Source organism: Lachnoclostridium sp. An169 (assembly GCF_002160525.1).
In the GTDB taxonomy this organism is placed as follows: Bacteria; Bacillota; Clostridia; order Lachnospirales; family Lachnospiraceae; genus Mediterraneibacter; species Mediterraneibacter cottocaccae.
Map to the genome: position 1 here is coordinate 91,164 of NZ_NFKT01000015.1, position 23,377 is coordinate 114,540.

The 23,377-nt window shown below is 48.4% G+C and carries 23 protein-coding genes; 3 read left to right on the forward strand and 20 right to left on the reverse strand.

All coding sequences use genetic code 11. The features are described from left to right. Nucleotides 1–382 precede the first annotated feature (382 nt). A complete protein-coding gene (locus B5F07_RS11995; RefSeq protein ID WP_087161522.1) occupies nt 383–1,318 on the reverse strand; it encodes an AraC family transcriptional regulator in 936 nt (311 codons plus the stop codon). Between the two features lie 220 nt (nt 1,319–1,538). Between B5F07_RS11995 and B5F07_RS12000 the strand changes: the two genes are divergently transcribed. Then, nucleotides 1,539–4,448 (forward strand): glycosyl hydrolase, encoded by a 2,910-nt coding sequence (locus B5F07_RS12000; protein WP_087161523.1) that lies wholly within the window; start codon nt 1,539–1,541, stop codon nt 4,446–4,448. Here B5F07_RS12000 and brnQ read toward each other — a convergent pair. Genes brnQ through mdcA form a run of 7 tightly spaced genes read right to left on the reverse strand, consistent with a single transcriptional unit; the run spans nt 4,426 to nt 12,024 of the window. After that, nucleotides 4,426–5,778: a branched-chain amino acid transport system II carrier protein gene (gene brnQ, locus B5F07_RS12005; protein ID WP_087161524.1), complete on the reverse strand. Its 1,353-nt coding sequence runs from the start codon at nt 5,776–5,778 to the stop codon at nt 4,426–4,428. The genes B5F07_RS12000 and brnQ overlap by 23 nt on opposite strands. Before the next feature lie 52 nt (nt 5,779–5,830). Continuing rightward, nucleotides 5,831–6,766, reverse strand: coding sequence for a triphosphoribosyl-dephospho-CoA synthase (locus tag B5F07_RS12010; protein WP_087161525.1), 936 nt, complete (start codon nt 6,764–6,766; stop codon nt 5,831–5,833). Continuing rightward, nucleotides 6,766–7,650: an ACP S-malonyltransferase gene (locus B5F07_RS12015; RefSeq protein ID WP_087161526.1), complete on the reverse strand. Its 885-nt coding sequence runs from the start codon at nt 7,648–7,650 to the stop codon at nt 6,766–6,768. The genes B5F07_RS12010 and B5F07_RS12015 overlap by 1 nt, the downstream gene beginning before the upstream one ends. 4 nt (nt 7,651–7,654) lie before the next feature. Next, nucleotides 7,655–8,377: a phosphoribosyl-dephospho-CoA transferase MdcG domain-containing protein gene (locus B5F07_RS12020; protein ID WP_087161527.1), complete on the reverse strand. Its 723-nt coding sequence runs from the start codon at nt 8,375–8,377 to the stop codon at nt 7,655–7,657. After that, a complete protein-coding gene (mdcD, locus tag B5F07_RS12025; RefSeq protein ID WP_087161528.1) occupies nt 8,374–10,062 on the reverse strand; it encodes a biotin-independent malonate decarboxylase subunit beta in 1,689 nt (562 codons plus the stop codon). The genes B5F07_RS12020 and mdcD overlap by 4 nt, the downstream gene beginning before the upstream one ends. 2 nt (nt 10,063–10,064) lie before the next feature. After that, entirely contained in the window at nt 10,065–10,364 is a 300-nt protein-coding gene (locus tag B5F07_RS12030; RefSeq protein ID WP_087161529.1) for a malonate decarboxylase subunit delta, read from the reverse strand. A 22-nt stretch (nt 10,365–10,386) separates the two neighbouring features. Next, nucleotides 10,387–12,024, reverse strand: coding sequence for a malonate decarboxylase subunit alpha (gene mdcA, locus B5F07_RS12035; protein ID WP_087161530.1), 1,638 nt, complete (start codon nt 12,022–12,024; stop codon nt 10,387–10,389). Between the two features lie 235 nt (nt 12,025–12,259). Between mdcA and B5F07_RS12040 the strand changes: the two genes are divergently transcribed. Continuing rightward, nucleotides 12,260–13,564: an AAA family ATPase gene (locus B5F07_RS12040; protein WP_087161531.1), complete on the forward strand. Its 1,305-nt coding sequence runs from the start codon at nt 12,260–12,262 to the stop codon at nt 13,562–13,564. A gap of 124 nt (nt 13,565–13,688) precedes the next feature. On the opposite strand, the gene B5F07_RS12045 is transcribed toward B5F07_RS12040, so the two are convergent. The 3 genes from B5F07_RS12045 to B5F07_RS12055 form a co-directional block, all read right to left on the reverse strand. Then, nucleotides 13,689–14,219, reverse strand: coding sequence for a hypothetical protein (locus tag B5F07_RS12045; protein ID WP_087161532.1), 531 nt, complete (start codon nt 14,217–14,219; stop codon nt 13,689–13,691). Between the two features lie 111 nt (nt 14,220–14,330). Continuing rightward, a complete protein-coding gene (locus B5F07_RS12050; RefSeq protein ID WP_087161533.1) occupies nt 14,331–14,762 on the reverse strand; it encodes a MarR family winged helix-turn-helix transcriptional regulator in 432 nt (143 codons plus the stop codon). Between the two features lie 138 nt (nt 14,763–14,900). Beyond that, on the reverse strand, nt 14,901–17,129 hold the full coding sequence (locus B5F07_RS12055) for an alpha-L-rhamnosidase (protein WP_242972515.1): 2,229 nt from the start codon (nt 17,127–17,129) through the stop codon (nt 14,901–14,903). A 189-nt stretch (nt 17,130–17,318) separates the two neighbouring features. Between B5F07_RS12055 and B5F07_RS12060 the strand changes: the two genes are divergently transcribed. Then, a complete protein-coding gene (locus B5F07_RS12060; protein ID WP_087161534.1) occupies nt 17,319–18,347 on the forward strand; it encodes an AraC family transcriptional regulator in 1,029 nt (342 codons plus the stop codon). Here the strand turns inward: B5F07_RS12060 and B5F07_RS12065 are convergent, their stop codons facing one another. The 9 genes from B5F07_RS12065 to B5F07_RS12095 all read right to left on the reverse strand — a co-directional run bounded on the left by B5F07_RS12065 (nt 18,348) and on the right by B5F07_RS12095 (nt 23,243). Then, nucleotides 18,348–19,205 carry an AAA family ATPase gene (locus B5F07_RS12065; RefSeq protein ID WP_087161535.1) on the reverse strand — a complete coding sequence of 286 codons (858 nt, stop codon included), beginning with the start codon at nt 19,203–19,205 and terminating at the stop codon, nt 18,348–18,350. 36 nt (nt 19,206–19,241) lie between these two features. After that, nucleotides 19,242–20,537 carry an ATP-binding protein gene (locus tag B5F07_RS12070; RefSeq protein ID WP_087161536.1) on the reverse strand — a complete coding sequence of 432 codons (1,296 nt, stop codon included), beginning with the start codon at nt 20,535–20,537 and terminating at the stop codon, nt 19,242–19,244. Nucleotides 20,538–20,711: 174 nt separating this feature from the next. Beyond that, nucleotides 20,712–20,846 carry a GNAT family N-acetyltransferase gene (locus tag B5F07_RS23090; RefSeq protein WP_140398009.1) on the reverse strand — a complete coding sequence of 45 codons (135 nt, stop codon included), beginning with the start codon at nt 20,844–20,846 and terminating at the stop codon, nt 20,712–20,714. Beyond that, a complete protein-coding gene (locus B5F07_RS12075) occupies nt 20,843–21,292 on the reverse strand; it encodes a GNAT family N-acetyltransferase (protein ID WP_242972516.1) in 450 nt (149 codons plus the stop codon). The genes B5F07_RS23090 and B5F07_RS12075 overlap by 4 nt, the downstream gene beginning before the upstream one ends. Nucleotides 21,293–21,425: 133 nt before the next feature. Beyond that, a complete protein-coding gene (locus tag B5F07_RS12080; RefSeq protein ID WP_140398010.1) occupies nt 21,426–21,617 on the reverse strand; it encodes a GNAT family N-acetyltransferase in 192 nt (63 codons plus the stop codon). A gap of 168 nt (nt 21,618–21,785) precedes the next feature. Beyond that, nucleotides 21,786–21,917 carry a hypothetical protein gene (locus B5F07_RS23285; RefSeq protein ID WP_275533118.1) on the reverse strand — a complete coding sequence of 44 codons (132 nt, stop codon included), beginning with the start codon at nt 21,915–21,917 and terminating at the stop codon, nt 21,786–21,788. Next, complete coding sequence (locus B5F07_RS12085; RefSeq protein ID WP_087161539.1) at nt 21,914–22,504, reverse strand: GNAT family N-acetyltransferase; 591 nt, start codon at nt 22,502–22,504, stop codon at nt 21,914–21,916. The genes B5F07_RS23285 and B5F07_RS12085 overlap by 4 nt, the downstream gene beginning before the upstream one ends. Nucleotides 22,505–22,599: 95 nt before the next feature. Continuing rightward, entirely contained in the window at nt 22,600–23,004 is a 405-nt protein-coding gene (locus B5F07_RS12090) for a type II toxin-antitoxin system VapC family toxin (RefSeq protein WP_087161540.1), read from the reverse strand. Next, nucleotides 23,001–23,243 carry a type II toxin-antitoxin system Phd/YefM family antitoxin gene (locus B5F07_RS12095; RefSeq protein WP_087161541.1) on the reverse strand — a complete coding sequence of 81 codons (243 nt, stop codon included), beginning with the start codon at nt 23,241–23,243 and terminating at the stop codon, nt 23,001–23,003. The genes B5F07_RS12090 and B5F07_RS12095 overlap by 4 nt, the downstream gene beginning before the upstream one ends. Between the last annotated feature and the right edge of the window lie 134 nt (nt 23,244–23,377).

Sequence of the window (23,377 nt, forward strand, 5' to 3'; positions counted from 1 at the left end):
CAGCACATGACATCCGCCAGCGATAATATCTGCCCGATAGTCCGATACAGCAGACCGGAGCGCCGCTTTCCTGCAGGGGGCATATGTCATGCACAAGCGCAGGCTCCCGAAAAAAGCATTCGATCATCCGCAACTGGCAGATCCGGTGCATATTGTAAAAGGATCTGATCCATGTAAAGCTCCCTGTATAAGGGCATGAAAAAAAGAAAGTCAGCCTGATGACTCTATCCGCGTACAGGTACAACAAAAAAACCCATCGTAATTATCTGATGAGAAAAAATTATCGTCCCTATCATTAGCGAATAGCCGACATCAAGCCACCTCCCTTTCAAATTGCTTTTATCAGCATAACACAGAGAGCTTTCTGTGGCAAGAAAAAATATTAAAAATTTTCCCGGTACTCTTTCGGGGAGCAGTGATATTTTTCCGCAAACTTTTTGTAAAAGAAACTGACATTTTCATACCCCGCCAGATTCGCCGCTTCTGTTACAGGTATTCCGGTATTGCGAAGCAGATTCGCCGCATATCTCAGGCGCTGGTCCTGTACGAGCTGTGTGAAAGTCATCCCGGTCTCCTGTTTGATATAATTGGAGAGGTAATTGGAATTCATATTGAAGAATTCCGCGGTTGTTCTCAGCGTGCAGGTCGAGTAGTTCTCTTCAATATACCGGAGAATCGGGATGATGTGTTCTCTTCCTCTCTTCCCATTACCCAGGTTCATGTCCCGCCGGAATACGTTGGCAAGTTCCAGGAGGATCAGTGTCATCAGGCTGTCAAGATAATCATCCGAATAAAGGCTTTTGTCATAGTATTCACAGAGAAATTCCCTGATGAAGACGGGAAGGCGTCTGCTCTCTTCCGAGGAAAAGAATACATAGTGATCCGTCTCAGTGCGGTTGTTCAGTGCGTTGATAAAGAAACGGGAAAGGTAGCTTTCTTCGGAAAAACGGTTGAAAAAATTCTGCGTCAGATATCCCTCTGTAATGAGAAAATTCAGGAGAATATCGCTTTCCCCGCAGGCACGGCAGAAATGTGTCACACCGCGGTTGATAAGAAGGCACTGGCCTTTCTGCAGTAAAATTTCCTGCCCTTCTACCAGGATCGTTTCGGAACCGTCATACATGTATACCAGTTCAAACCAGGGATGCCTGTGATAAGGAACCTCCCGGTAACGGTCCTGTTTTGCAACAAGGATTCCCCCGGAAGCCGGGAAAGTACGCCACATTTCCCAGGTGGATTCGGCGGGAAGTGTATTGTCGCGGCGGATTTCATTTTCTGTAGGCATTCGAAGATATTTGTCAAGATTTACAGTGTCCATCGTGTGCACCTCCTGAGAATAAAGTATAGCAGAAAATACCGGCAGGTCAATACAGAAGGGAATGCGCCCTGCCGGAAACCGGATAAAACAATAATCTGTAAATCAGTCAATAAATATATGTAATCCGGTGATTAAAATCCGGGGAAAGAAAGATTACAATAAAATGTGGTAAAAAGTGTGCAGCATGAAACAAAAATCTGGCAATGGAGGTGCAGATGTTATGAACACAAAAATGGAAAAACTGCTGAAAGGGAAAGGCGGCAATTATATTTTCCCGTTTTTCTGGCAGCACGGGGAAACGGAGGAAGTTCTGCGCGAATATATGAAGGTGATTGACGAGAGCAATATCAAAGCTGTCTGCGTGGAAAGCCGTCCCCACCCGGATTTCTGCGGGGAAAAATGGTGGCAGGACATGGACGTGATCCTGGATGAGGCGCGGAAGCGGAATATGAAAGTGTGGATTCTGGATGACAGCCACTTCCCCACCGGATTTGCAAACGGGGCCATGGCGGATCAGCCGGACGAACTGTGCAGGCAGAGCATCTGCTGCAGGGTCTATGACATGAGACCGGGCGCAGAGCAGGCTGTTAATGCAAAAACACTGCACATTTCATCTCAGGAACTGCTCCACCCGGATCCGTTTCAAAAATCCATGATTGAAACATACGTCATGAGGGATGAACAGCGTGCTTTCGATGATGACCGGCTTCTGGGGCTGTGGGCGGTCCGTCTGGACGGACATGTCAGCGGTCAAACGGAAGAAGCCGGAGGCACAGAGGCGGGGAAAACCGCGGATGGCTTCCGGAATGAAAACTCTGCCGCAAGGATCAATCTCCTGCCGATGATAAAAGACGGGGAACTGAACTGGGAAATTCCGGAGGGAAACTGGAAGGTCTATGCCCTGCATCTGACGAGAAATTACGGATATCACAGGTCTTATATCAATATGATGGACAAGACTTCCTGCCGGGTACTGATCGATGCTGTGTACGAGCCTCACTATGCTCATTACAAAGACGACTTCGGCACGACAATCGCCGGATTCTTCTCCGACGAGCCGGAGCTCGGAAACGGACATCTCTACGAGGTCAATGATCCTTTCGGGACGAAAGGAATGGATTATCCGTGGAGCCGGGAACTGGAGGAAAAGCTGCAGAAGAAACTGGGTGATGAGTATTCCCTGCAGATGGCGCTGCTCTGGGAACAGGAGGCAGATCCAACCGCGACTGCCCGTGCCCGCTACGCCTTTATGGATGCGGTGACAGAACTGGTAAAAGAAGATTTCTCCATGCAGCTCGGAGAATGGTGCCGCGAGCGCGGTGTTATGTATATCGGTCACCTGATCGAGGACGACAACCATCATACCCGGACCGGTTCTTCTCTCGGACACTATTTCCGCGGACTCTGGGGACAGGATATGTCCGGAATCGATGATATCGGCGGGCAGGTTTTCCCTCAGGGGGAGGACGTCAGCTACAATAACGGTACATTCCAACACCGAAACGGAGAGTTCTATCACTATATGCTCGGAAAGCTGGGAAGCTCGGCAGCTGCCATAGAGCCGCGCAAAAACGGGAATTCCATGTGTGAGATCTTCGGAAATTACGGCTGGTCTGAGGGCGTACGGCTTGAGAAATATCTGGCGGACCATTTCCTTGTGCGGGGAATCAACCACTATGTTCCCCATGCCTTCAGCCCGAAGGAGTTCCCCGATCCGGACTGTCCGCCGCATTTTTACGCACACGGGCATAATCCGCAGTACCGCCATTTCGGGTATCTGATGGCATATATGAACCGGGTCTGCTCTCTCATCAGCGACGGACATCACGCGGCTCCGGCTGCAATACTCTACCATGCGGAAGGTGACTGGACGGGAAAATGCATGACCGCAGATAAAATCGGGCATCTGCTTGCCGATGCGCAGATCGAGTATGACTATATTCCTCAGGATGTCTTCGCCCACCCGGAAGATTTTAAAACACAGATCCGTGATCAGGCGCTCCAGGTAAATCCCCAGGAATACCGCGTGGTGATTGTGCCATATATGCAGTTTGTGACGAAAGCCTTTGCAGAGGCAGTAAAAGAACTCTCCTCCCATCATGTTCCGGTGATCTTTGTGGGCGGACTGCCGGAAGGTCTCTGCGATATGCCGGAAGATGAAGCAGCCGCAGATAACCGGGAAAAATCACAGGAGGAGACGTTGGCGACGCAGGAAAGAATTCAGGAGATTTTTCAGAAGTACGGTGAAATTGCAACGCCGGATGAACTGGTAACTGTCCTTAGAAAGAAGGGAATACCGGAGCTGACCATCTCTCCCGCCGACAACCGGATCCGCTATATTCATTATATCCACGAAGACGGAAGTTCGATGTGGATGTTTGTAAATGAAGGGCGAGAAGTCTACCGCGGGAAAGTAACGCTGCCGGCATCAGATTATTCCGACAGGCGGCTGGTCTTGTACGGATATGATGCCTGGACAAACTGCATCGAGCCTGTAAAGAGAGAAGGCAATACTCTGTTCCTGGAGATCGAACCCCTGAAAAGCCGGATTTTTATTGCGGATCCTGCCGCTTCTGCAGAGGAGACTGCAAAATTCCAGAAGAAGAACATCTGGGACGGTTCAGATACAGAAGCAGAAAAGACAGGGGCGGATTTCCAAAAACAGGACCCTGCTTTTAAAAAGCAGCAGCTTGCAATGAAGAGCGGTTGGAGACGAAGCATCTGCAGTTCCAAGGCATATCCTGCTTTTGCAGAGGAAAAGGAAGTCATACTTCCCGACCGCCTCGCAGAGGAAATGCCGGAGTTCTCCGGATTCGTCCGCTATGAGAACACTCTGGAAGCATCGGCGGATGACTGTATCTATCTGGAGATCACGGATGCATATGAAGGTGTGGAAGTATTTGTAAATGAAAGAAGCCTGGGCATTCAGATCGTCCCTGTATACCGCTATGATCTGACCGGTCACTTAAGAGACGGAGAGAATAGGATCCGCATCGAAGTGGCGACCACGCTGGAACGGGAGATGGCAAAGATCCCGGATCGTTTCGGCAGAAAGAGCGAGGTGAAAGGACTTTCCGGGATCACCGGAGATGTGAGGGTGTGGAAAGTCACTGTTTCCCAGCCCATCTGACAGCCAGACCGATCACCAGCCCCGCTGCAGCCGGCCCTACCCAGCCGAAACCATATTCCGCCAGAGGCAGAATAGCATCGGCAGCTTTCACGATACCGTTTACATGCAGAACTTCCTGCACACTCAAAGGCAGCGCCCGGAGAAAATCAAAGAGCGCTGCCGCTGCAGTGAAGGCAAGGGTACACTGCAGCACTCTCCTGTCGTTTTGGAACAGACGTCCGAAGAGTGTCAGAAGAATCAGTACAATGGCAAGGGGATAGAGAAACATCAGTACCGGAGCAGACCATCCGATGATCATCGTAAGTCCCAGGTTGGCGATCAGGAAGGAGAAAAGGCAGAAAAGGACTGCCCATATGCGGTAAGAGGGACCGTTCGGAAAGAGTTTACTAAAGGTTTCCGAACAGCTTGTAATCAGCCCTACTGCTGTCTTCAGGCAGGCGACTGTCACAGTTACGGCGAGGATGACCGCACCTGCCTTTCCGAAGTAATGCTCTGCGATCTGCGCCAGAGCTTCCCCACCGTTAGGTGCCGCCGCGAAAAGGCCGCGGCTCTGGGCGCCGACTATAGTGACACATACATAGATCAGAGCCATGAGCAGGGAGCTGAACAGCCCTGCTTTTACTGTATTTTCTGCAATCTCTCCAGGCTCTTTTACTCCAAGTCCCCGGATCACATCCACGACGACAATTCCAAAGGCAAGTCCCGCCAGGGCATCCATCGTATTATATCCCTCAAGAAGTCCGGTTGAAAATGCACCGCTTATATAGCTTCCGGAAGGCTCGACTTCCATCATATTCCCCATAGGCGAAACGATCGCGCAGATAACAAATACTGCCAGAAGAACGAGAAACAGAGGGTTCAGTACCTTTCCGATCCAGGTCAGGATCTCGCCCGGGCGTAGAGAGAAAAACAGAACAAGCGCGAAAAAAAGCATGGAAAATACAGCCAGCCCTGCTGTCTGTCCTGTTCCCGGAAGTACCCGTTCAATTCCCACCGTGTAAGAGACGGTAGCACATCTGGGGATTGCGAAAAAAGGGCCGATTGTCAGGTAGAGCACGCAGGTGAAAAACAGTCCGTACCGCTTTCCCACTCTGCTGCTCAACTCAAAAAGCCCTTCTTCCCGGCTGATTCCCAGGGCTGCAACAGCAAGAAGAGGCAGCCCGACTCCGGTGATCAGAAAGCCTGCGGACGCCTGCCAGATATTACTCCCCGCAAGCTGTCCCATGGACGCCGGAAAAATCAGGTTGCCCGCTCCGAAGAACATGCCGAAAAGCATGCTCGCTATAAAAATGATCTCTTTGAAAGTCAGTTTTTTGCTCTGTGTACTCATGGCGCTTTATCCTTTTCGATTCTGCATTTTGTTTTTTAGTTTTCCCATACATTTACAATAATATAGCAATTCTCTCCGGATAAAGCAAGGGAATCCTTGATTCATACTTCTCCCAGAAGATCGCTGCGGCCAGAAGATCCGCGCATCCTCCGGGACTGATTCTTCGCCGGATAAACTCCCGGTTCATCTCTTCCAGTCTTTTTACTGCGCGGGAATCGATAACCGGATAATGCTCCAGAAAATCCCGGGCACTCGTCCTGACCCCGCAGAGTGCAGAATAACCTGCTCTTGTAAGAATATTTGTATCGTCCACGGAAGCCATAAGGGACAGAAGGACGTGAAGCCTTGCTGCGTTTTCATCAGGCTGTTCCCTGAGTCCTTTTTTCATGGCAGGAACGGCGATGTAAGCCAGGGAAGGAAAACCGCCCATGGCTTCTCCCCGGATACCCGGGATTCCGTATTTCCGAAAAATCTTCTCCCCGTGAGTCACCGGTGCGGCTTTACGCATTCTGGACATGTCTTTTCTCAGATGCGGTGTTACCATTCTTCTGGCATCTGTGAGCATCGCTGTCAGAGAATCCGGCGGCAGACTCGTTGTTTTTCCTTTTCCGCAGCCGTATTTCCCGTATATGTATCCTGCTGCCGAGACCAGGATACCCAGGGTAAAAATGATCCCTTTATGGGTATTCACTCCTCCGGTTGCCTCCAGCATGGCTTCCTCCGCCTCGATCCCCAGAGCGCGGATAAGGGGAAACAGCTCGGTGATCTCTCCATCAAACAGGCAGCCGGTTTCTGCCATTTTCACAAGATAAGGGGTAATGGCATCTGTACTGCGTTCAAAAGTATGTATATCCATATCATGATGGGCCCCATTGTCTTTCAAGTCCACAAGTCCCGGCTTTGGTGTTGTACAGACTTCGCCCATAAGTCCCTGTCGGATGCAGCTTTCCATGCAGGAGAGGAAAACGCGCAGATCTGTCACTCTCATTATCTTTCACCTGAAAGCCACCGGAGTTCCGGAAAGCTTCTCCTTCCGATCTCGGTCAGGGTGTGGGCAGATCCGATCTCGATAAATGTATCGATTCCAAGTTCCTTCATCAGGGTGATGCCGTCGTACCACCGTACTATGCGGGCAGCTCCCACAATCAGATCCTCTTTTACCTCTTCTGCTGTCCACACTCTGCGCGCCCTGCTGTTTACAACTGCCGGAATCCGCGGACGCTTCCACTGCATCTTTTCACTTGCCCTGCGCAGGACATCAGTTACGGGATCCATAAGACAGCAGTGGGACGGTACTTTGACCCGCAGAGGCGTCACTTTTGCCGGATAATCTCTGTGAATAAATCCGGTGAGTCGCTCCAGCCACTCCAGACTGCCGGAGATGGTACACTGCAGTTCTTCGTTTACAGTGGCAGGAAAGACCAGGGCATCCGGATACTCATGTTTAAACTGTTCCAGGATCCGATACATCAGACTTTCGGTGATCCCGGATACCGCATACATTCCGTAGCCGGAGGAAAACATCTTTTCCATATATTTTCCGCGTGTACGGATCAGCGCCAGTCCGTCTTCAAAACTCAGAACACCCGCCTCAACCGCTGCGGCAAAGCTCCCTGCCGAGTGTCCGGAAACGGTGTCACACTGCCATTTTTCTCTCATGATCCGGCTCCATACGGTCTCGCAGACATAGATGCAGATCTGAGTGTTCTCATTGGAGGAAAGAGCGTCCGCCGTATCCAGCTGATCAATGCTGCATTCCAGTATGTCCTCCGTCCTCTGCAGGTATTCGCCTGCTGCAGGATGGTCCGGGAGTGCGTGAAGCATCCCCGGACGCTGAAATCCCTGTCCTGTATAGATAAACGCTGTTTTCATCCTCTCAAGTCTCCTTTTTTACCTGCTCCTCCTGCCATAAATCTTCTGCCAGACAGCACCCCTCTGCCGTCTTGATCAGAAATCTCCCGCTGCTGTGAACATATTCGTCCAGAGAGGTAAAACCACGATCTGTCACAAGCACGGCGTCTGTGCGCACCGGAAGCACCTGCAGAGATTCAAAGATCTCGCGGCAGAGTTCTTTTGTACAGTTCCGGGTGACGGTAAAAAGCAGGTCAAGATCGCTTTCCGGTGATGTGACTTTTCTGCCGCTTGCAAGCTCAAACCCGGCACTTCCGCCGATACCGATGCCGCTGACTTCCTTTTTGTACCAGGACATTTCCGTAAGTTTTAAAAGTTCCTCTTCCCACCCGCTCCAGGGTCCGTTTCCCTTGCGTTTCCCGGCTTTATAGTCCTGCAGGAGTCCCTGAAAGATCTGTTCCGGAGTACGGATTTCCTCTACCGGGAAGACCGGTTTCGGTGTTATTCTGCCTTCCGGCGGCGTACTCCGGATATGCAGAACACATCCGAACCGCTGCTGTTTACTGTCTCCGCGAATCCCCACCGGAATTCCGCTTTCTGTTTTTTCCCTTCGCACAACGACCCAGGGCGTTTCCGTCAGAAATCTTCCTGCCCAGCCGGGAATCGTCCGGTCAAAGAGATTCCCGGTTTCCGGCGGGAATGGGAAACGAAGCCGGAGCAGATCATGCGCCTGTAAACGATATTTCATTTTTCTCTCCACGCCTCCGCCATCTGCCTGCGAACCTGGATGGAAAGTGCCCGGTACTTCGGGGCATTCGGAGTCTTCAGCCGGTAATCCAGAGTGTTACCGTTTGCCTCGGATTCCCGGATTCCCTCTGCAATCTTTTCTTTCATTACCCGTACATCATCCTCTGACGGATGGTCGTGGTCCGGAAATTTCAGCAGCGTATTCACTGCGCCAAGGCAGTTGAAGGAATGAATATCGTAGGCAATAGCTGCCACAGAATCTGCCGCTTTGTCCATGTCCTCGATGGAGCGTTTCGTGATCCTTGCCGCTGACTTTTTCGACATGGCATGGACTGTGATGGTCTCATCGTCCAGCGCGATCATATGGCTCCCCTGCAGTCCGTGGGCGAGAAATGCTCCGGAAATGGCATTTCCCACGATCACCGTGATTACCGGGTGTCCTGCGTGGCGCGCCATAGCGTAGGCGTTGACGGATGCGGCGCATGACAGGAAGATCCCGTGATACTCCTCCAGATATCCGTAAGCCTGGCTCGGAACGTCCACAACCGCGATGAGCGCTCTCTTCTCCGGGCTGTCATTGTCTTCCTCCACAGCCTGCCGGATCAGGCGTGCCAGTTCCCAGCCCTGCTGAAGTCCTACTTCTCCTTTCCGTGTCCGCGGGAATATGGTGTGTGGATCTGCTGTGACGGCAAGCACCCGGCATGTTCTGTTGCCGAGAATGATATCCCTGCACAGGACAGATCCGATACTTCCCAGATTACCGGTGATGGCATCTTCTGTCAGTGCCTCAAACCAAACTCTGCCACGCAGTCCGGCAGAATTCTTTTCTGACCCCGGCGCTACATTTTCTGACCTGGTATTTTCCGAAGCTGCATTAGCTGGCACCGCTTTCTTCGAAACTGCATTTCCCGGCGCCGCCTTGTCAATCTTCGCGCGGTACTCTTCCACCATCGTGCTGCGGTGAACCGGGATTCCTTTTTCCATGCAGTTTTTCACCGCCTGATGCACGGCTTCCCGGCTGTCCTCTGTAAGTACATCTGCAAGTCCCTGGGCCACCCGGTGTTCCCCGCCTATGGTCCGATAGGTGAATGCTTTATCGGAAGAATCCCACTCTTCGATTCCCGCTTCCTGTTCGATGACTTCCGGACCGTTCAGGGTCAGACGGCCTTCCTTTGTCATAATAATATAGCTGAACAGGCTGCAGGTCATGGACATGCCGCCGAAGCATCCCACCTTTCCGGGGATCAGTCCGATCACAGGTACATATTCCCGGATAGATACGAGAAGATCCTGGATCTCCGCTATCGCAAGCAGCCCGTAGTTTGCCTCCTGGAGGCGCACACCGCCGGTGTCCATGATGATCACAGGAAAGACCGGATGTCCTGCCTGATTGTCATTTAACACTTCCTGAAGGGCAGCGGCGAATTTGGCTCCGGAGATCTCTCCGATCCCGCCGCCCTGGAATTTTCCTTCCATGGCAATGACTACCGTATCTCTGCCTTCGAAGCGTCCTTTCATGACGATCATTCCGTCGTCATTCTGGGGAACGATTCCCTGCTTGAGCAGATGGGGAGATTTCAAATGGGAGAAAGGTCCCAGCAGTTCCCGGGCGCTGCCCGTATCCAGAAGATTTTCCGCCCGCTCCCTTGCAGAGAGTTCTGTAAAACTTGCATGAATTCTGACCATTGTCACTCCACCTCCTCTGCCAGCTCCAGCGCCTGGAGCAGCCGTAGCCGGACTACTCCCGGAGTTGCGCCGAAATCATTGATCTCCAGATGCACAGCCACCGGATTTTCCTGAAAGAAACGTTCCAGAACACAGTTCCATATCTCCCGGTTCCCGTCCAGGCTTGTTGTTACTTCTGCTTCTGCCTGCCCGGAAACGGAAGGCTCCATAAGCACCTCCAGATTCCCGGACCCGACGACTCCCACATGGGAGGATTTGCTGACCTCTTTTTCTGCCGGGTAAGTAAATGTCAGACATTCCATATTTTCTGCACCATCCTTTCGTTTACCAGCTCTTGAACTGTACGGGAGGACGGTACAGTCCGCCGGACCATTCCACAAGCTGTTCCATGTTCTGCGCGGCAAGAAGGCTCCGCTTCGCATCCGTCACACGGATACCGAGATCCCGTGGGAAAGCTACGATTCCTTCCCTTCGGAGCGCTTCCGTCTCCTCATTGCTGATCCCTCTTCCAAAGGGCGTCACTCCGGCAATCGCCTGAAGGGCTTTCCGCCGTTTTTCCCTGTCCTGCGTCAGATAGAGATAGGCAATCCCCTGCTCGGTCACCACATGCGTGACGTCATCGCCGTAGATCATGACCGGTGCATTTGGCAGGTGGGCTTTCTTTCCGATCTCAACGGCGTCCAGTTTCTCCACGAATACCGGAGTAACGCCGGAACCATATGTCTCAACCACCTGTACCACCAGTTTGCGTCCCATGCCAAGTTCATCGTCTCCCTGTCTCATATCCTGCCATGCCTTTGTGGAATGTCTTCTTCCGCCTGGATTATTTCCCATATTCGGGGCGCCGCCGAAACCGGAGAGCCTTCCGCTGGTCACGGTGGAAGAATTGCCGTACTCATCGATCTGCAGAGTGGAGCCGATAAAGAGGTCGATGGCGTAAAGTCCGGCAAGCTGTGTCAGCGTCCGGTTGGAGCGCAGGGAGCCGTCGCATCCGGTTGCAAAAATGTCGGACCGTGCCCGGATATACTGGTCCATCCCCAGTTCTCCTCCGAATGCGGATACACTTTTCACCCAACCGCTCTCGATGGCAGGAATCAGCGTGGGATGGGGATTCAGCGCCCAGTGGCTGCATATTTTCCCTTTCAGTCCCAGCTGTTCTCCGTATGTCGGAAGCAGCAGTTCGATGGCTGCCGTGTTGAATCCGATCCCGTGATTTAAAGACTGAACCCCATGTCTTGCATAGATTCCCTTGATGCACATCATAGCCATAAGGATCTGCAGTTCCGTGATGTTGCGGGGATCCCTGGTAAAAAGAGGCTTGATCTCGTAAGGTTCCGGTGACTCTACGATAAAGTCCACCCAGTCCCCGGGAATATCCACCCGGCTCACCCGGTCACGTATACGGTTTACCTGAGCGATCACAATGCCGTTTTTAAATGCCGTGGCTTCCACCAGCGTCGGAGTCTCCTCGGTATTCGGGCCGGTGTACAGGTTCCCCTCCGGGTCCGCCTCATCCGCCGCAACCAGACATATATCCGGAATCAGGTCGATAAAGAGCCGGGCGTAAAGCTCCACATAAGTATGGATAGCCCCCACTCTCAGTGTTTCGTCTTCGATCATCTGTGCGATGCGCATGCTCTGGCTTCCTGCGTAGGAAAAATCGAGAAGGGAAGCCATCCCTTTCTCAAACAGGTTCAGATGTTCCGGACGGGATACGCTGGGAATGACCATATGAAGATCATGGACTCTCTCAGGGTCACAGTTTTCCAGGGCTTCCGAGAGAAAAGACGCCTGTTTCTGATTGTCGCCCTCGAGAATAACCGTATCACCGGGGAACAGGATGTTTTCCAGAAATTCCGTCATTTTCTCTGTATCGATCTGCTTTCCTCTGCACAGCCCGTCAGCCTGTTCCAGACGTTTCTTTTTTGTATCTCTTCTGACAGACCATTGCTGTTCTGACATAATATCTCAACACCTTTCTTTCTGAATTTTTTAAGGTTGGATCTGTTTTCTGATTTCAGGATAAAACTTTTCATTCATTCTGTAAAATTATATTTATTTATATATCTATATCGATTTGGTTATCAAAAATAGCATAACGTTTCAGTAAAGAAGTGCGTCTGTTCTTGTTATTTCTTCGAGCAGATGATAGAATGTGTTTAGTTGATGACAAACTGAAAAGAGGTGCTCAGACGACATGAAACGTTCCGAAAAGATGAAACTGCCGGTGGGGATTGAAAATTTTGAAGAAATACGCAGAGAAGGATTTTACTATGTGGATAAGACTGGTATGATCCGGGAACTTTTAACCAGCTGGGGAAAAGTCAATCTTTTTACCCGTCCCAGACGGTTTGGGAAATCATTGAATATGAGCATGCTTCGTTCCTTTCTGGAACTCGGCTGCGACAGGACACTGTTTGATGGCCTGGAGATTTCAAGAGATAAAGAACTCTGTGATCAGTACATGGGGAAGTTCCCGGTAATCTCTGTCAGCCTGAAAAGTGTAAACGGGACGGATTTCCGCACTGCCAGATCGCTGATCTGTTCTGTCATCGGAAACGAAGCCATGCGCTTTTATGATCTGTTGGACAGCAGGATGTTGAACAGCGAAGAAAAAACTATTTACCGTCAGCTTATTACAGCCGATACCGCAGACAGCGGAATGTTTGTAATGTCTGACGCCGCTCTGATGGGAAGTCTGAGAACCCTTTCTGCTCTTCTGCAGAAGCATTACGGTCAGAAGGTGATCATACTGATCGATGAGTATGACGTCCCCCTTGCAAAAGCAAACGAAAACGGATATTACGACGAAATGATCTCTTTGATCCGCAATATATTCGAACAGGCGCTGAAGACAAATGAATCTCTCTATTTTGCCGTACTGACCGGATGCCTTAGAGTTTCAAAGGAAAGTATATTTACCGGATTAAACAATCCGAAGGTCCGATCTATTCTGGATGTCCAGTTCGATGAATATTTTGGATTTACAGACACGGAGGTAAAGGGGATTCTGGAATATTACGGTATATCGGATGCCTATCATGATGTGCGTGAATGGTATGACGGATATCATTTCGGCAGTACAGATGTTTACTGCCCCTGGGATGTGATCAGCTACTGCGATCAGAAGTTAAGCGACCCGGATCTCTATCCGGAATCTTACTGGTCAAATACAAGCAGCAACGATATTATAAGGCATTTACTGGAAATGGCTTCTGCAAACACAAGAAATGAAATCGAAAAACTGATTGCAGGAGAATTTATAACAAAGGAAATCCGCAATGAACTGACTTATAAAGATATTTACAGTTCAATAGAAAATGTGTGGAGCGTTCTTTTTATGACCGGATACCTGACCCAATGCGGAATGCCGGACCGGAAGAACCGCAGTTTACTTAATCTTATGATACCCAACGAAGAGATCCGCAATATTTTTGTCACGCAGATCCAGGGGTGGATGCAGAAGGTTGGAAATACGATGACGGATCATAAAGAAATCTGAGCCGGCGACTTATTCTGCCCCTGGCGAAAGAATAGGTATTATCGCCAGGAGCAGGACCAAAATCAAGAAATCAAATCGGTTCGAACCTACTCTTCTTCTCTTGTCAAGAAACTCCATTTTCTTTTCACATTTGTGCATTCTTTTTCTGGTATTTTCTGTAAGCCTTCCTCTCCCTGCGCAGACTTTTCCGCAGTTCTTTCTTAGGCATATTCAGATATTTCTCCCGCAGATCCTTCCCGGACTGTCCGGTCTCCATATCCGTCATGATCCACTGAACAGCGTTTTCTTCCCGAAGTTTATACTTTTCGAGAATATAGCGGATATAGATATGAGCCACATGATAGCCTCTCTTTTCCATATCATCCTGAGCGGAACGGATCGCAGCCAGTTCCCGCTGTCCTCCTGTCACCATGATCATATGATCACCTTTTTTGTCCGCTACTACTCTCCAGATGACATGGGATACATCGTATGGCACTTTTCCATTCTCGCTTTCAAACAGGAATCCCAGTCTGCCGCCGGTTGCAAAAATCAGCTTTTTGTCCTGATATTCCGAAATTTTCCTGCACTCCACATTTTCCTGCGCTGCAAATCTGGCGGCCCCGTCACAGCAGCTCTTTTTTGTGTCTTCATAAAAAATAATTGTTTTTTCCATACCCATCTTCTCCTTTCCTGCCGGTTGAACTCCGGATGTGAAATATTTTATTTTTAAACCTTATGAATACAAAGACGAGTGCCCGAATCTTACTCCAGGCACTCTGCTGATTTACAGAACTTTTTCTATATTCCGGTTCATCTTTTTCGCTACGGTGGAAAGAACCTTCTGTTCCTCTTCCGTCACGCCGTCCATGATGATCTCCCAGACTATTTTGGAAATCTTCTCAATCTTGCGGATTACGGCGTCCGCCTCTTCGGTCAGATAATTATGCGTACATCTTCTGTCATTGAGATCCTGCTCCATCTTCACATAACCGAGTTTCTGCAGCCGGCTTAAGGACTGAGAAATGTGTCCCCGCGTAAACATATTGAGCTGCATGATGTCCTTCGACGTATTATGCTCATGGGAATGTTTCAGGTAAAGCAGAATCTGCATGTCGATCCTGTACAGCCCGTACTCTGTCTCTATGGGCTTCATCTCTTTCTCGAGCAGGCGGCGGAACTGCATTCCATACAGCAGTGTATCCAGTGAATAATTCATTTTCCCCTCCAGGATAAATCCTTGTTTAATCGTTTGCAATTTGATTTACTATTAAACTATTTATAATATAAATGGAAAATGAACTTTTGTCAAGAGCCGCCTCAGGAGAAAATGCCTGTTAGACATTGCATTTCCGTACTAACACTGCGCTTCTTTCTTCGCACTGCTGTAGAAAATATAGCTTCCCGGCGCTGCGTCATAAGTCTTGCCTGCGATCACGATCTCCGCCTCTACCGGAACATCGATCTCATAGCGGAAACTGCCGTTTTCCTGATACCATCCTGAGCGGATATGTCCGTGTCTTGTATCGAGAGAAGCTTCGAACCACTCCAGACGGGAGTCCGGAACCGGGGCGATCCTTACCTTTTCATAGCCAGGCGCTTCCTCCACCGGTTTGATTCCCGCCATTACGCCGTACATCCAGTCTGCGACGGAACCGTAAGCGTAATGATTATAGGAGTTCATGTCACTGCTCCAGAAATCCCCGTTTTCCTTAATGCCATCCCAGTGTTCCCAGATCGTGGTTGCCCCTTTTGTCACCGGATAGAGCCAGGACGGATACTCCTGTCTGAGAAGCAGGGTGTAGGCAAGCTCCTCATAACCGTTTTCACTCAGCACATGGAGCAGATAAGGCGTCCCCACAAATCCGGTCTGCAGATGGCATCCGCAGGACTGAATCATATCCGCCAGCTGTGCACTCACTTTTTCTCTCTGCTCTGTCAGGTCAAAATGAAGGGCGAGAACACATTCTGTCTGAGTTTTACATTCCCCGAAAGTGCGAAGGAAAGTATCCCGGCAGGTGTGATAAAGTTCCTCATAAGACCGTGTATCCTTTCCTAGTACTTTACCGGCTTTAATCACCAGCATGATTGCGTGTGTATAGAATGCGCTGGCAATAAAGTCGTCCCGGCTTGCCCCCTTGTAGCTTCCCTCTTCCGCATCCAGTCCGAGCCAGTCTCCGAAATGGGTGCCTCCGGTCCAGAGTCCCGGCGTTGTGGTGTGTTCCGTTATATAGCGCACCCATCCGCACATGGAGGAATACTGTCTCTCCAGGATCTCTTTATTTCCATATGCCAGATAGACCTCCCAGGGAACGATAACCGCCGCGTCACCCCAGGCAGTGCTCGGATCATCAGCTTTTAAAAGATCCGGAATTACAAATCCCACGTATCCGTCTGCCCCCTGATCCGCTGCCAGATCACCGAGCCATTTGGTATAGAATTTTTCTGTGTCAAAGTTATAGGCCGCTGTCTTTGCAAAGGCCTGTGCATCTCCCGTCCATCCGAGACGCTCGTCTCTCTGCGGGCAGTCTGTGGGAACATCCAGGAAATTATCTTTCTGGGACCAGAAGATGTTCTCGATCAGCCGGTTTAAAAGCGGGTCGGATGAACGCAGACTGCCGGTCCGCTTTATATCCGAGTATACTGCAATTGCAGTAAATGCATCCGGACTTACATGCTCCGGTCCGCCCGGGAATGCGTTGACACGGATATAGCGGAATCCGTAAAATGTCAGTCTCGGCTTATATGTCTGCTGTCCCTCGCGGCAGGTATACCTGTATAACGCTTTTGCAGACCGGTAGTTTTCTGTATAGAAATTCCCGTTTTTATCCATTACTTCCGCGAAAGAAAGATCAACTACGTCGCCTTTTTCCGCATTCACTGAAATCTCCACATACCCGGTAATCTCCTGCCCGAAATCGACCACAACTTCGCCTGCAGGGGTACGGAAGATTTCCTTTGGGACAAGGCGCTCATGTTCGCGAACTTCCTCCCCTTCCTGCGGGATCAGATGGTCAAATGGGCCGTCGAACTCTTCCGTTTCTTCCGGAGCACTCTGCTCTGCAGCGGCATCACAGATTTCTCCGTCGTAGATCTCGGAAAACCGGATACTGCTTTCCCGTACCTTCCATGTGCTGTCGGAAAGAACCTGTGTACAGGTCCCGTCACTGTACTCGATATCCAACTGAACAAGAAGTCCGGCAGGATTCTTCTGAAGTTCCTGCTGCGCCGGAGAACTCTGCCATCCCACAAGTCTTCCACGGTACCATCCTTTTCCGACAAGCACAGTAAAACAGTTCCCTGTTCCCGGCATGTTCAGCAGTTTTGTGACATCATATTCCTGATACTGAAGACGGTGCTCATAGGTAGTCCAACCGGGAGCCATGATAAATTCTCCTACTCTCTTTCCGTTAATTGCCGCCTCATATACACCGAGGGCGGTGATTTTCAGCACCGCTTTCGCTACTTCCTTTCCGCAAGAAAATGTCCGGTGGAATTCCGGTACTACATCCCCCATATCTTTCTGCGGTTTAATCCATTTTGCTTTCCATTCCATGATTGCCACCCTGTCCTTTCTCAGTTTCATATATTTTTGCGGTCCGCTTTTAATTTCTGATGGATTAATTATAGTCGTCCAAAAGATCAACCTTCAATGACTTGTCGGAATCAATTTCATTGACTTTTCGGAATACAAAAGCTTGTAATTCAAAAACTGCAGTGGTACTATTTTTCAGGGAAGCTTTTTTCGGGAATTTTAAGACAGGAGGACAAGATATTGAACTACGAGATGGTAATTGACAGCCTGAATGCGTGGCAGCCGGACGAATGTCTGTTCCGCGATTCTTACCGCGTAAAGAAGGGGGAACTGTCTTTTGATCTGTTTGTCCGGAAATATGCGGCGGATCCCGATGGCATCCGTTATGCCATGTATCAGGAGAATTCTCCGGCGACGCTTCTGGAAAATGATTTCATACACAGCGGAAGGGATGTTGTGATCAGCAAATCCGCCCGCTATGCCCCCATGTTTTTCCATGATCACGCTTTCTTTGAACTGATCTATGTGCTGACAGGTCAGTGCGTGCAGCATTTCCGAACACAGCAGTTCGATCTCAATGCAGGGGATCTCTGTATTCTTGCGACAGGCGTCAAGCACAGCATCGAGGTAAACAGTGACAGTATTGTGCTGAATCTTCTGATCCGTCAGAGTACATTTATGGATATTTTCATGAATACGATCCGGGATAAAACCCAGTTGTCCCAGTTTTTCTTTAACAACCTTTATACAAGAAACAAGATCGATTACATGCTTTTTCATACCGATGGAGATGAGGTAATCCGAAACTATATCCTTGACATGTATTCGGAGCAGCTGATGATGGACGAGTATTCCAACCGGATTATCTGCAGTCTGATGACGATCTTCTTTACCCAGCTGATGCGGCGCCACAGGAAAGATCTTGTACTCCCGGGAGTCCGCTGCCAGAAAGGAAACTATGAAGCTGAGATTCTGGACTATATGATAAACGGTTTCGCGAACGCGTCTCTGGAAGACCTGGCGTGCCGTCTGCATTTTTCCAGGCAGCACTGCTCCCGAATGATAAAAGATATCTTCGGCTGCACATTCTCCGACCTGCTGACAAATATCCGGATTCAGGAAGGACGGAACCTGTTGGGCTCCACTTCCTTAAGCATTGCCTCTGTCAGTGAAAAGACAGGGTATAAAAATCCAGAGACATTTATCCGGGCTTTTAAAAAGCATGTGGGATGTACTCCGGCTGAATATCGGAAAAAGAGACATTTCTGATCAGGAAAATTCCGTCTCATGTTCTTTAAAGAAATCATAATACTGCCGGACATTTTCCAGTTCCGTCCAGCGTTTTACATCTACGGGGTCACTGTCCAGATCGTAGATCTTCGCTCCGCGCATAGCGAGAAGAAACGGCGAATGGGTGGAGATTACAAGCTGACATCCGAAGAAACGAGCCGAGTCTTCAAGAAATTTCACAAGTTCTCTCTGCTTTTCCGGAGAAAGGCTGTTCTCCGGCTCATCCAGGAGAAACAGACCGTTGTCAGTGAGCTTCTCGGAAAAATAGAGAAAAGCACTCTCCCCGTTTGAATACTCCCGGACATTATCCATCAGTTCCGAGCGCACATACTTCGACTGCGTGAGCTTTCTTGCCTTTCGAACTTTTTTCAGGGTTTCGTAATCATCCAGGGACCGCATCCGGAAATCGGAATACTTCGCATCGAGGTAATCGTCAAACAGTTCTTCTTTCTTCCGGTCGATCCCCTCATTCATGCTGCGGATATCCAGCATGTAGTCGAACACGTCGTCGCTTGTGATGACCCGGCTGTTCTGCGGGATCTCGCCTCTGAGCCCGCAACGGCAGAGTTTCAGATAGTCCTCATAAAAGTTGGAATGATTAAAGCGTCTGTCCCGGGAGATCCGGAGCTTCTCCGCGATCACATTCAGGGCAGTCGTCTTGCCGCTACCGTTTCCGCCGTACAGGATCGTCACCGGATCGAAATCGATTCGGTGGAAATGGTGCCGGGACAGGATCTGAAAGGGGTAATAGGTATCGTAGCAGGTTCGTTTCTGCCTGAGGAAAAACTCAAATTCCTCATCGCTGTCCGGGAATGTAAAATAGTCAAGGTATATCATTGCGGTAACTCCTCACTCGTTCCGTAAACGTTTTTTTCAGATACAGAATGCGGCATAGAGCGGCACAGTCTTTTTCCCATCTTCAAAGCCAAAATTTTTTGCCGAAAGTTTGATCGCATAAGCCGGATTGTATGTCTCCATATAGATTTTCAAACTCTTGGCTTTTGTATTATCAGCAGATTTGACCTCGATCGGGATGAGATTTCCTTCCCTCTGTATAATAAAGTCAATTTCTGCTCCGCGGGCTGACTCCCAATAATAAGTCCGGTATCCGTTTATCGTAAGCTGTACATTTACATAGTTTTCAGTCATACCACCTTTGAAATCATTGATCTCATCAACCATGTAGAGAATATCATTCGCAGAGAGATCTTTCTTTGCACAGAGAAGTCCCAGGTCTGATACATAAATTTTGAAAGAATCAATATCCCGGTAGTTTTCCAGAGGCTTTTTGATCTGCTCTACTTTGTAAACCTGGGAAACAATCCCTGACAAAGTGAGCCATTCGATCGCATTTTCAAATTCAGAAGCGCGCCCGCCTTTTTTGATCAGTTTGTACTGAAACCGGGTGTTTTTCTTTGACAGCTGTACGGTAATATTATCATAGGCAAGACGTGTTTTTTTAATTTCATTTAATGTATTATATTTGCTCATATCATTGAGATAACTTGCCAGGATTGTATCCTGTGTATGGCGCACCAGTATATAGTCTCCCGTTTCGGCGAACTGCGTCACACATTCCGGCATACCGCCGATTACGAGATACTGGCGGTATATCTTCATTGCTATATCATGAAGAGCCTCCGGCATGGGGGTGTCGCTGTCGAATGATCTCCGTATCTGCTCTACCAGATCCTTTTCCCCGAGAGCAAGCATAAATTCTTCCAGATCCATGGGATAAAGAGTTTTGATGTCTACTTTTCCTACCGGAAAAGAAAATTTTGCCCGGTTTACTGCCACGCCAAGAAGACTCCCTGCTACAATAATATGATAGTCCGGAGCCATCTCACAGAAATATTTCAGCGAAGTCAGCGCCCTTTCACAGAGCTGTATCTCATCAAATACAATCAGGGTTTTTTCGCGGACGATTGTCTGCCCTGCGATATGTGATAAAATCGGGATCAAATAGTCAGGGCTGATATCCTCCTCAAATGTCCTGTTCAGTTTTGGATTGGTCTCAAAATTAAAGTAGGCAACATTTTCGTAATGGAGACGGCCGAACTCCAGAACAGAATAAGTCTTTCCGACCTGCCTTGCTCCCTGCAGGATCAGGGGCTTGCGGTGCTTACTCTCCTTCCAGGCTTCTAAGAATTGTGAAATTTTACGATACATGGATATCCCTCCGTACATAATGCAGACTATCTGTTATGCACAATATAACATTTGTTAATGCAAAAATCAATAAAATATTCGTGGAATTTTTAATCAAATATTTTAGAAATATTACACTAAATGACATGAATATAATACTGTCGCCGTCAGCACTTAAGATGATCTCTTTCACAGCTAGCTCCTTTCTACAAAACAAGGGCGGAATGCGTTGACCTCCTCGTCGCCAAGAAGGTCAAACAGTACGTCGATATCGTCTTCTGTGAACCTGCGCAGGATCAGACGGGGTGTTTCAAGGCAGGGGGTGTTCATGTGTGAGTTCCTCCTTCATATACCATAAATACCTGTTCATCCTTTTCATAAAACCCGTTTTTCTTATAAAAGCGGAAAGCTGGAAATGTCCGGTCAGTGAGGAGTGTGATTTTTTTTATGTCCCGGTCAGAGAGAAACTCTTTTATCTTTCTCATGAAATCCGAACCGGTGCCTTTTTTCTGATATTCCGGGAGAATGCCGAACTCATCGATCCAGTATTCCGCCCCGGTATACCAGTGCTTGATCCTTCCTAGCGCGATCCCTGTCAGCCTCTCATCATCATAAAGCCCAAGCAGCAGAGGATTACTGTTCCCCATCAGCTCAAGTATATAGAGCCGGAGCTGCTCATCCGTCCACGTATCGTTCCAGGGCTCTGCGGAAAAGATCTGCAGGAATACACTTTTGATCGCGTCAATATTCTCTTTGCTGAGTTCACGAAGTTCCATAATGTATCTGCTCCTGTTTTTTTTATTTTTCTGCTTTTCAGACCGCTATTATATAAGCCTCATTGTAAGCAGGGATTAGTGAGTCGTGTGATAAAATATCTCTTTCATGTTTCAAAACGGTCCCCTCCCTTAACTATACATTTTCTATCCAATACCTTTTCGTTTTTCTTTCAACATCATCAATAACATTTACAATAGTATCCTGCAATTTTCCTCCATTTTTTTCTATAATTCGAGCTGATGCTATATTGCTTTCATCACATGTTATTAATACTTTCTTTAATCCAAGAACTTCTTTGGAATATTTTAACCCTTTAGAAAGCATGACCATATGTATCTATATTATGTTCTTTGTATTCCTTTATTGCTTCCTTATAAGACTCATAAAAATTAAACTCTGGTATAATTAAATCCATTTTTCACACTCTATTGACTATTCATCTGCTCTAATAAATCACACATCATAGTTGACGCAGTTACCGCTCTGTTAAATTTAAAAATTGTAATACGATAAGTCTCTGTATTCTTCCGGCAGTTCATCACCCAGTCCTGTCCATCCGAGATTTCTGACGGGAACAGAGTATACGATACTGCCGCCGTCAGCACTTAAGATGATCTCTTTCACAGCAGGCTCCTTTCTACAAAATGCACTTCCGATTCATCCCAGTATTTCCAGTACACTCTCTCCTGATTTCCGTCAAGGTTCAACTGATACATCCGGAATGTGACCAGAACATTTTTCGGCTGTACCAGCTCTTCATAGGAATACTGATACTTCATGCCCAACTGCCTCATAACGCCTCCGCTCCTGGAATTCTTCACATCATGGGTGGCGGTGATATAGGGGATGCCGTCTTTCCTTAACTGGCTGACAACTGCCTGACAGGCTTCCGTCATGATCCCCTGATGCCAGAATCTTTTTGCAAGTCCATATCCCAGATCATAACTGTCACTCATGTTGAGGTTTACATATCCGATCGGAATATTATCCGTTTTCAGGCAGACGGCATAATTATATCCGGAAGGTTTCCGATAGTTCCGGGCAAACCGCTCTTCATAGAACTGCACGGCCTCGTCTCTTGTCCGGGTGGGGAACCAGGGAAGAAATGTATTGACCTCCTCGTCGCCAAGAAGGTCAAACAGTGCGTCTATATCGTCTTCTGTGAATCTGCGCAGGACCAGACGGGAGGTTTCAAGGTGAGGGGTGTTCATGTGTGAGTTCCTCCTTCATATACCATAAATACCTGTTCATCCTTTTCATAAAACCCGTTTTTCTTATAAAAGCGGAAGGCTGGTTTTCCTGCTTTTCAGACCGCTATTATACATGCCTCATTGTAAGCAGGGATTAATGAGTCATGCGTTAAAAAGAGCATGTCATCTACCAAAGCCTGACAGATTAAAATGCGGTCGAATGGATCTTTATGAGGAGGAGCCCCTTCTGCCCGCGAAAGGGATCCCAATGCAAAAATATGTGTTTCTCTGACTGGAAGAGACTGATATCCCGCCTGAAAGCAGTATCCCGATACTTCTTTTGCAGTTATGGGCAGTGCTTCCGGATGCGACAGATGTTTGATTTCTATTTCCCATAAAGAAGCAAGGCTGTAGTATATGTCATTTCTGCTATCGAGGATCATTTCTCTCGCTTTTTCAGGAAGCTTTGAATCTCCGGATAAAGCCCATAACATGATGTGAGTATCTAGCAAAATTTTCATAATTCCCCTCCAAACATTTCCTCCACTTCTGTATCCCATAAGTCAAATTCATCCGGCACGGTAAACTTTCCGGCAGCAACCCCTATTCTTTTTTCTTCTTCTCTGTTCGGAATAAGCGTCATCTGTACAACTGCAGTGCCATTTTTTGCCAGATATATTACATCCTCCTGTTTTGTCTCAAGCATATTTACTAATTTGGAAAGATTACTTTTGGCTTCAAGCATATTTACTTTTCTCATATTCCACCTCCGGTCATTTTTTAGCTGTTAGCGTCGGGCGATTTTCGCCATTCAGAGTCGGATTAAAAACGCCAATCTCAGTCAATTTAAAATCGCCAATGCATCATGTATGTTATTAACAGTTACGCATTTTT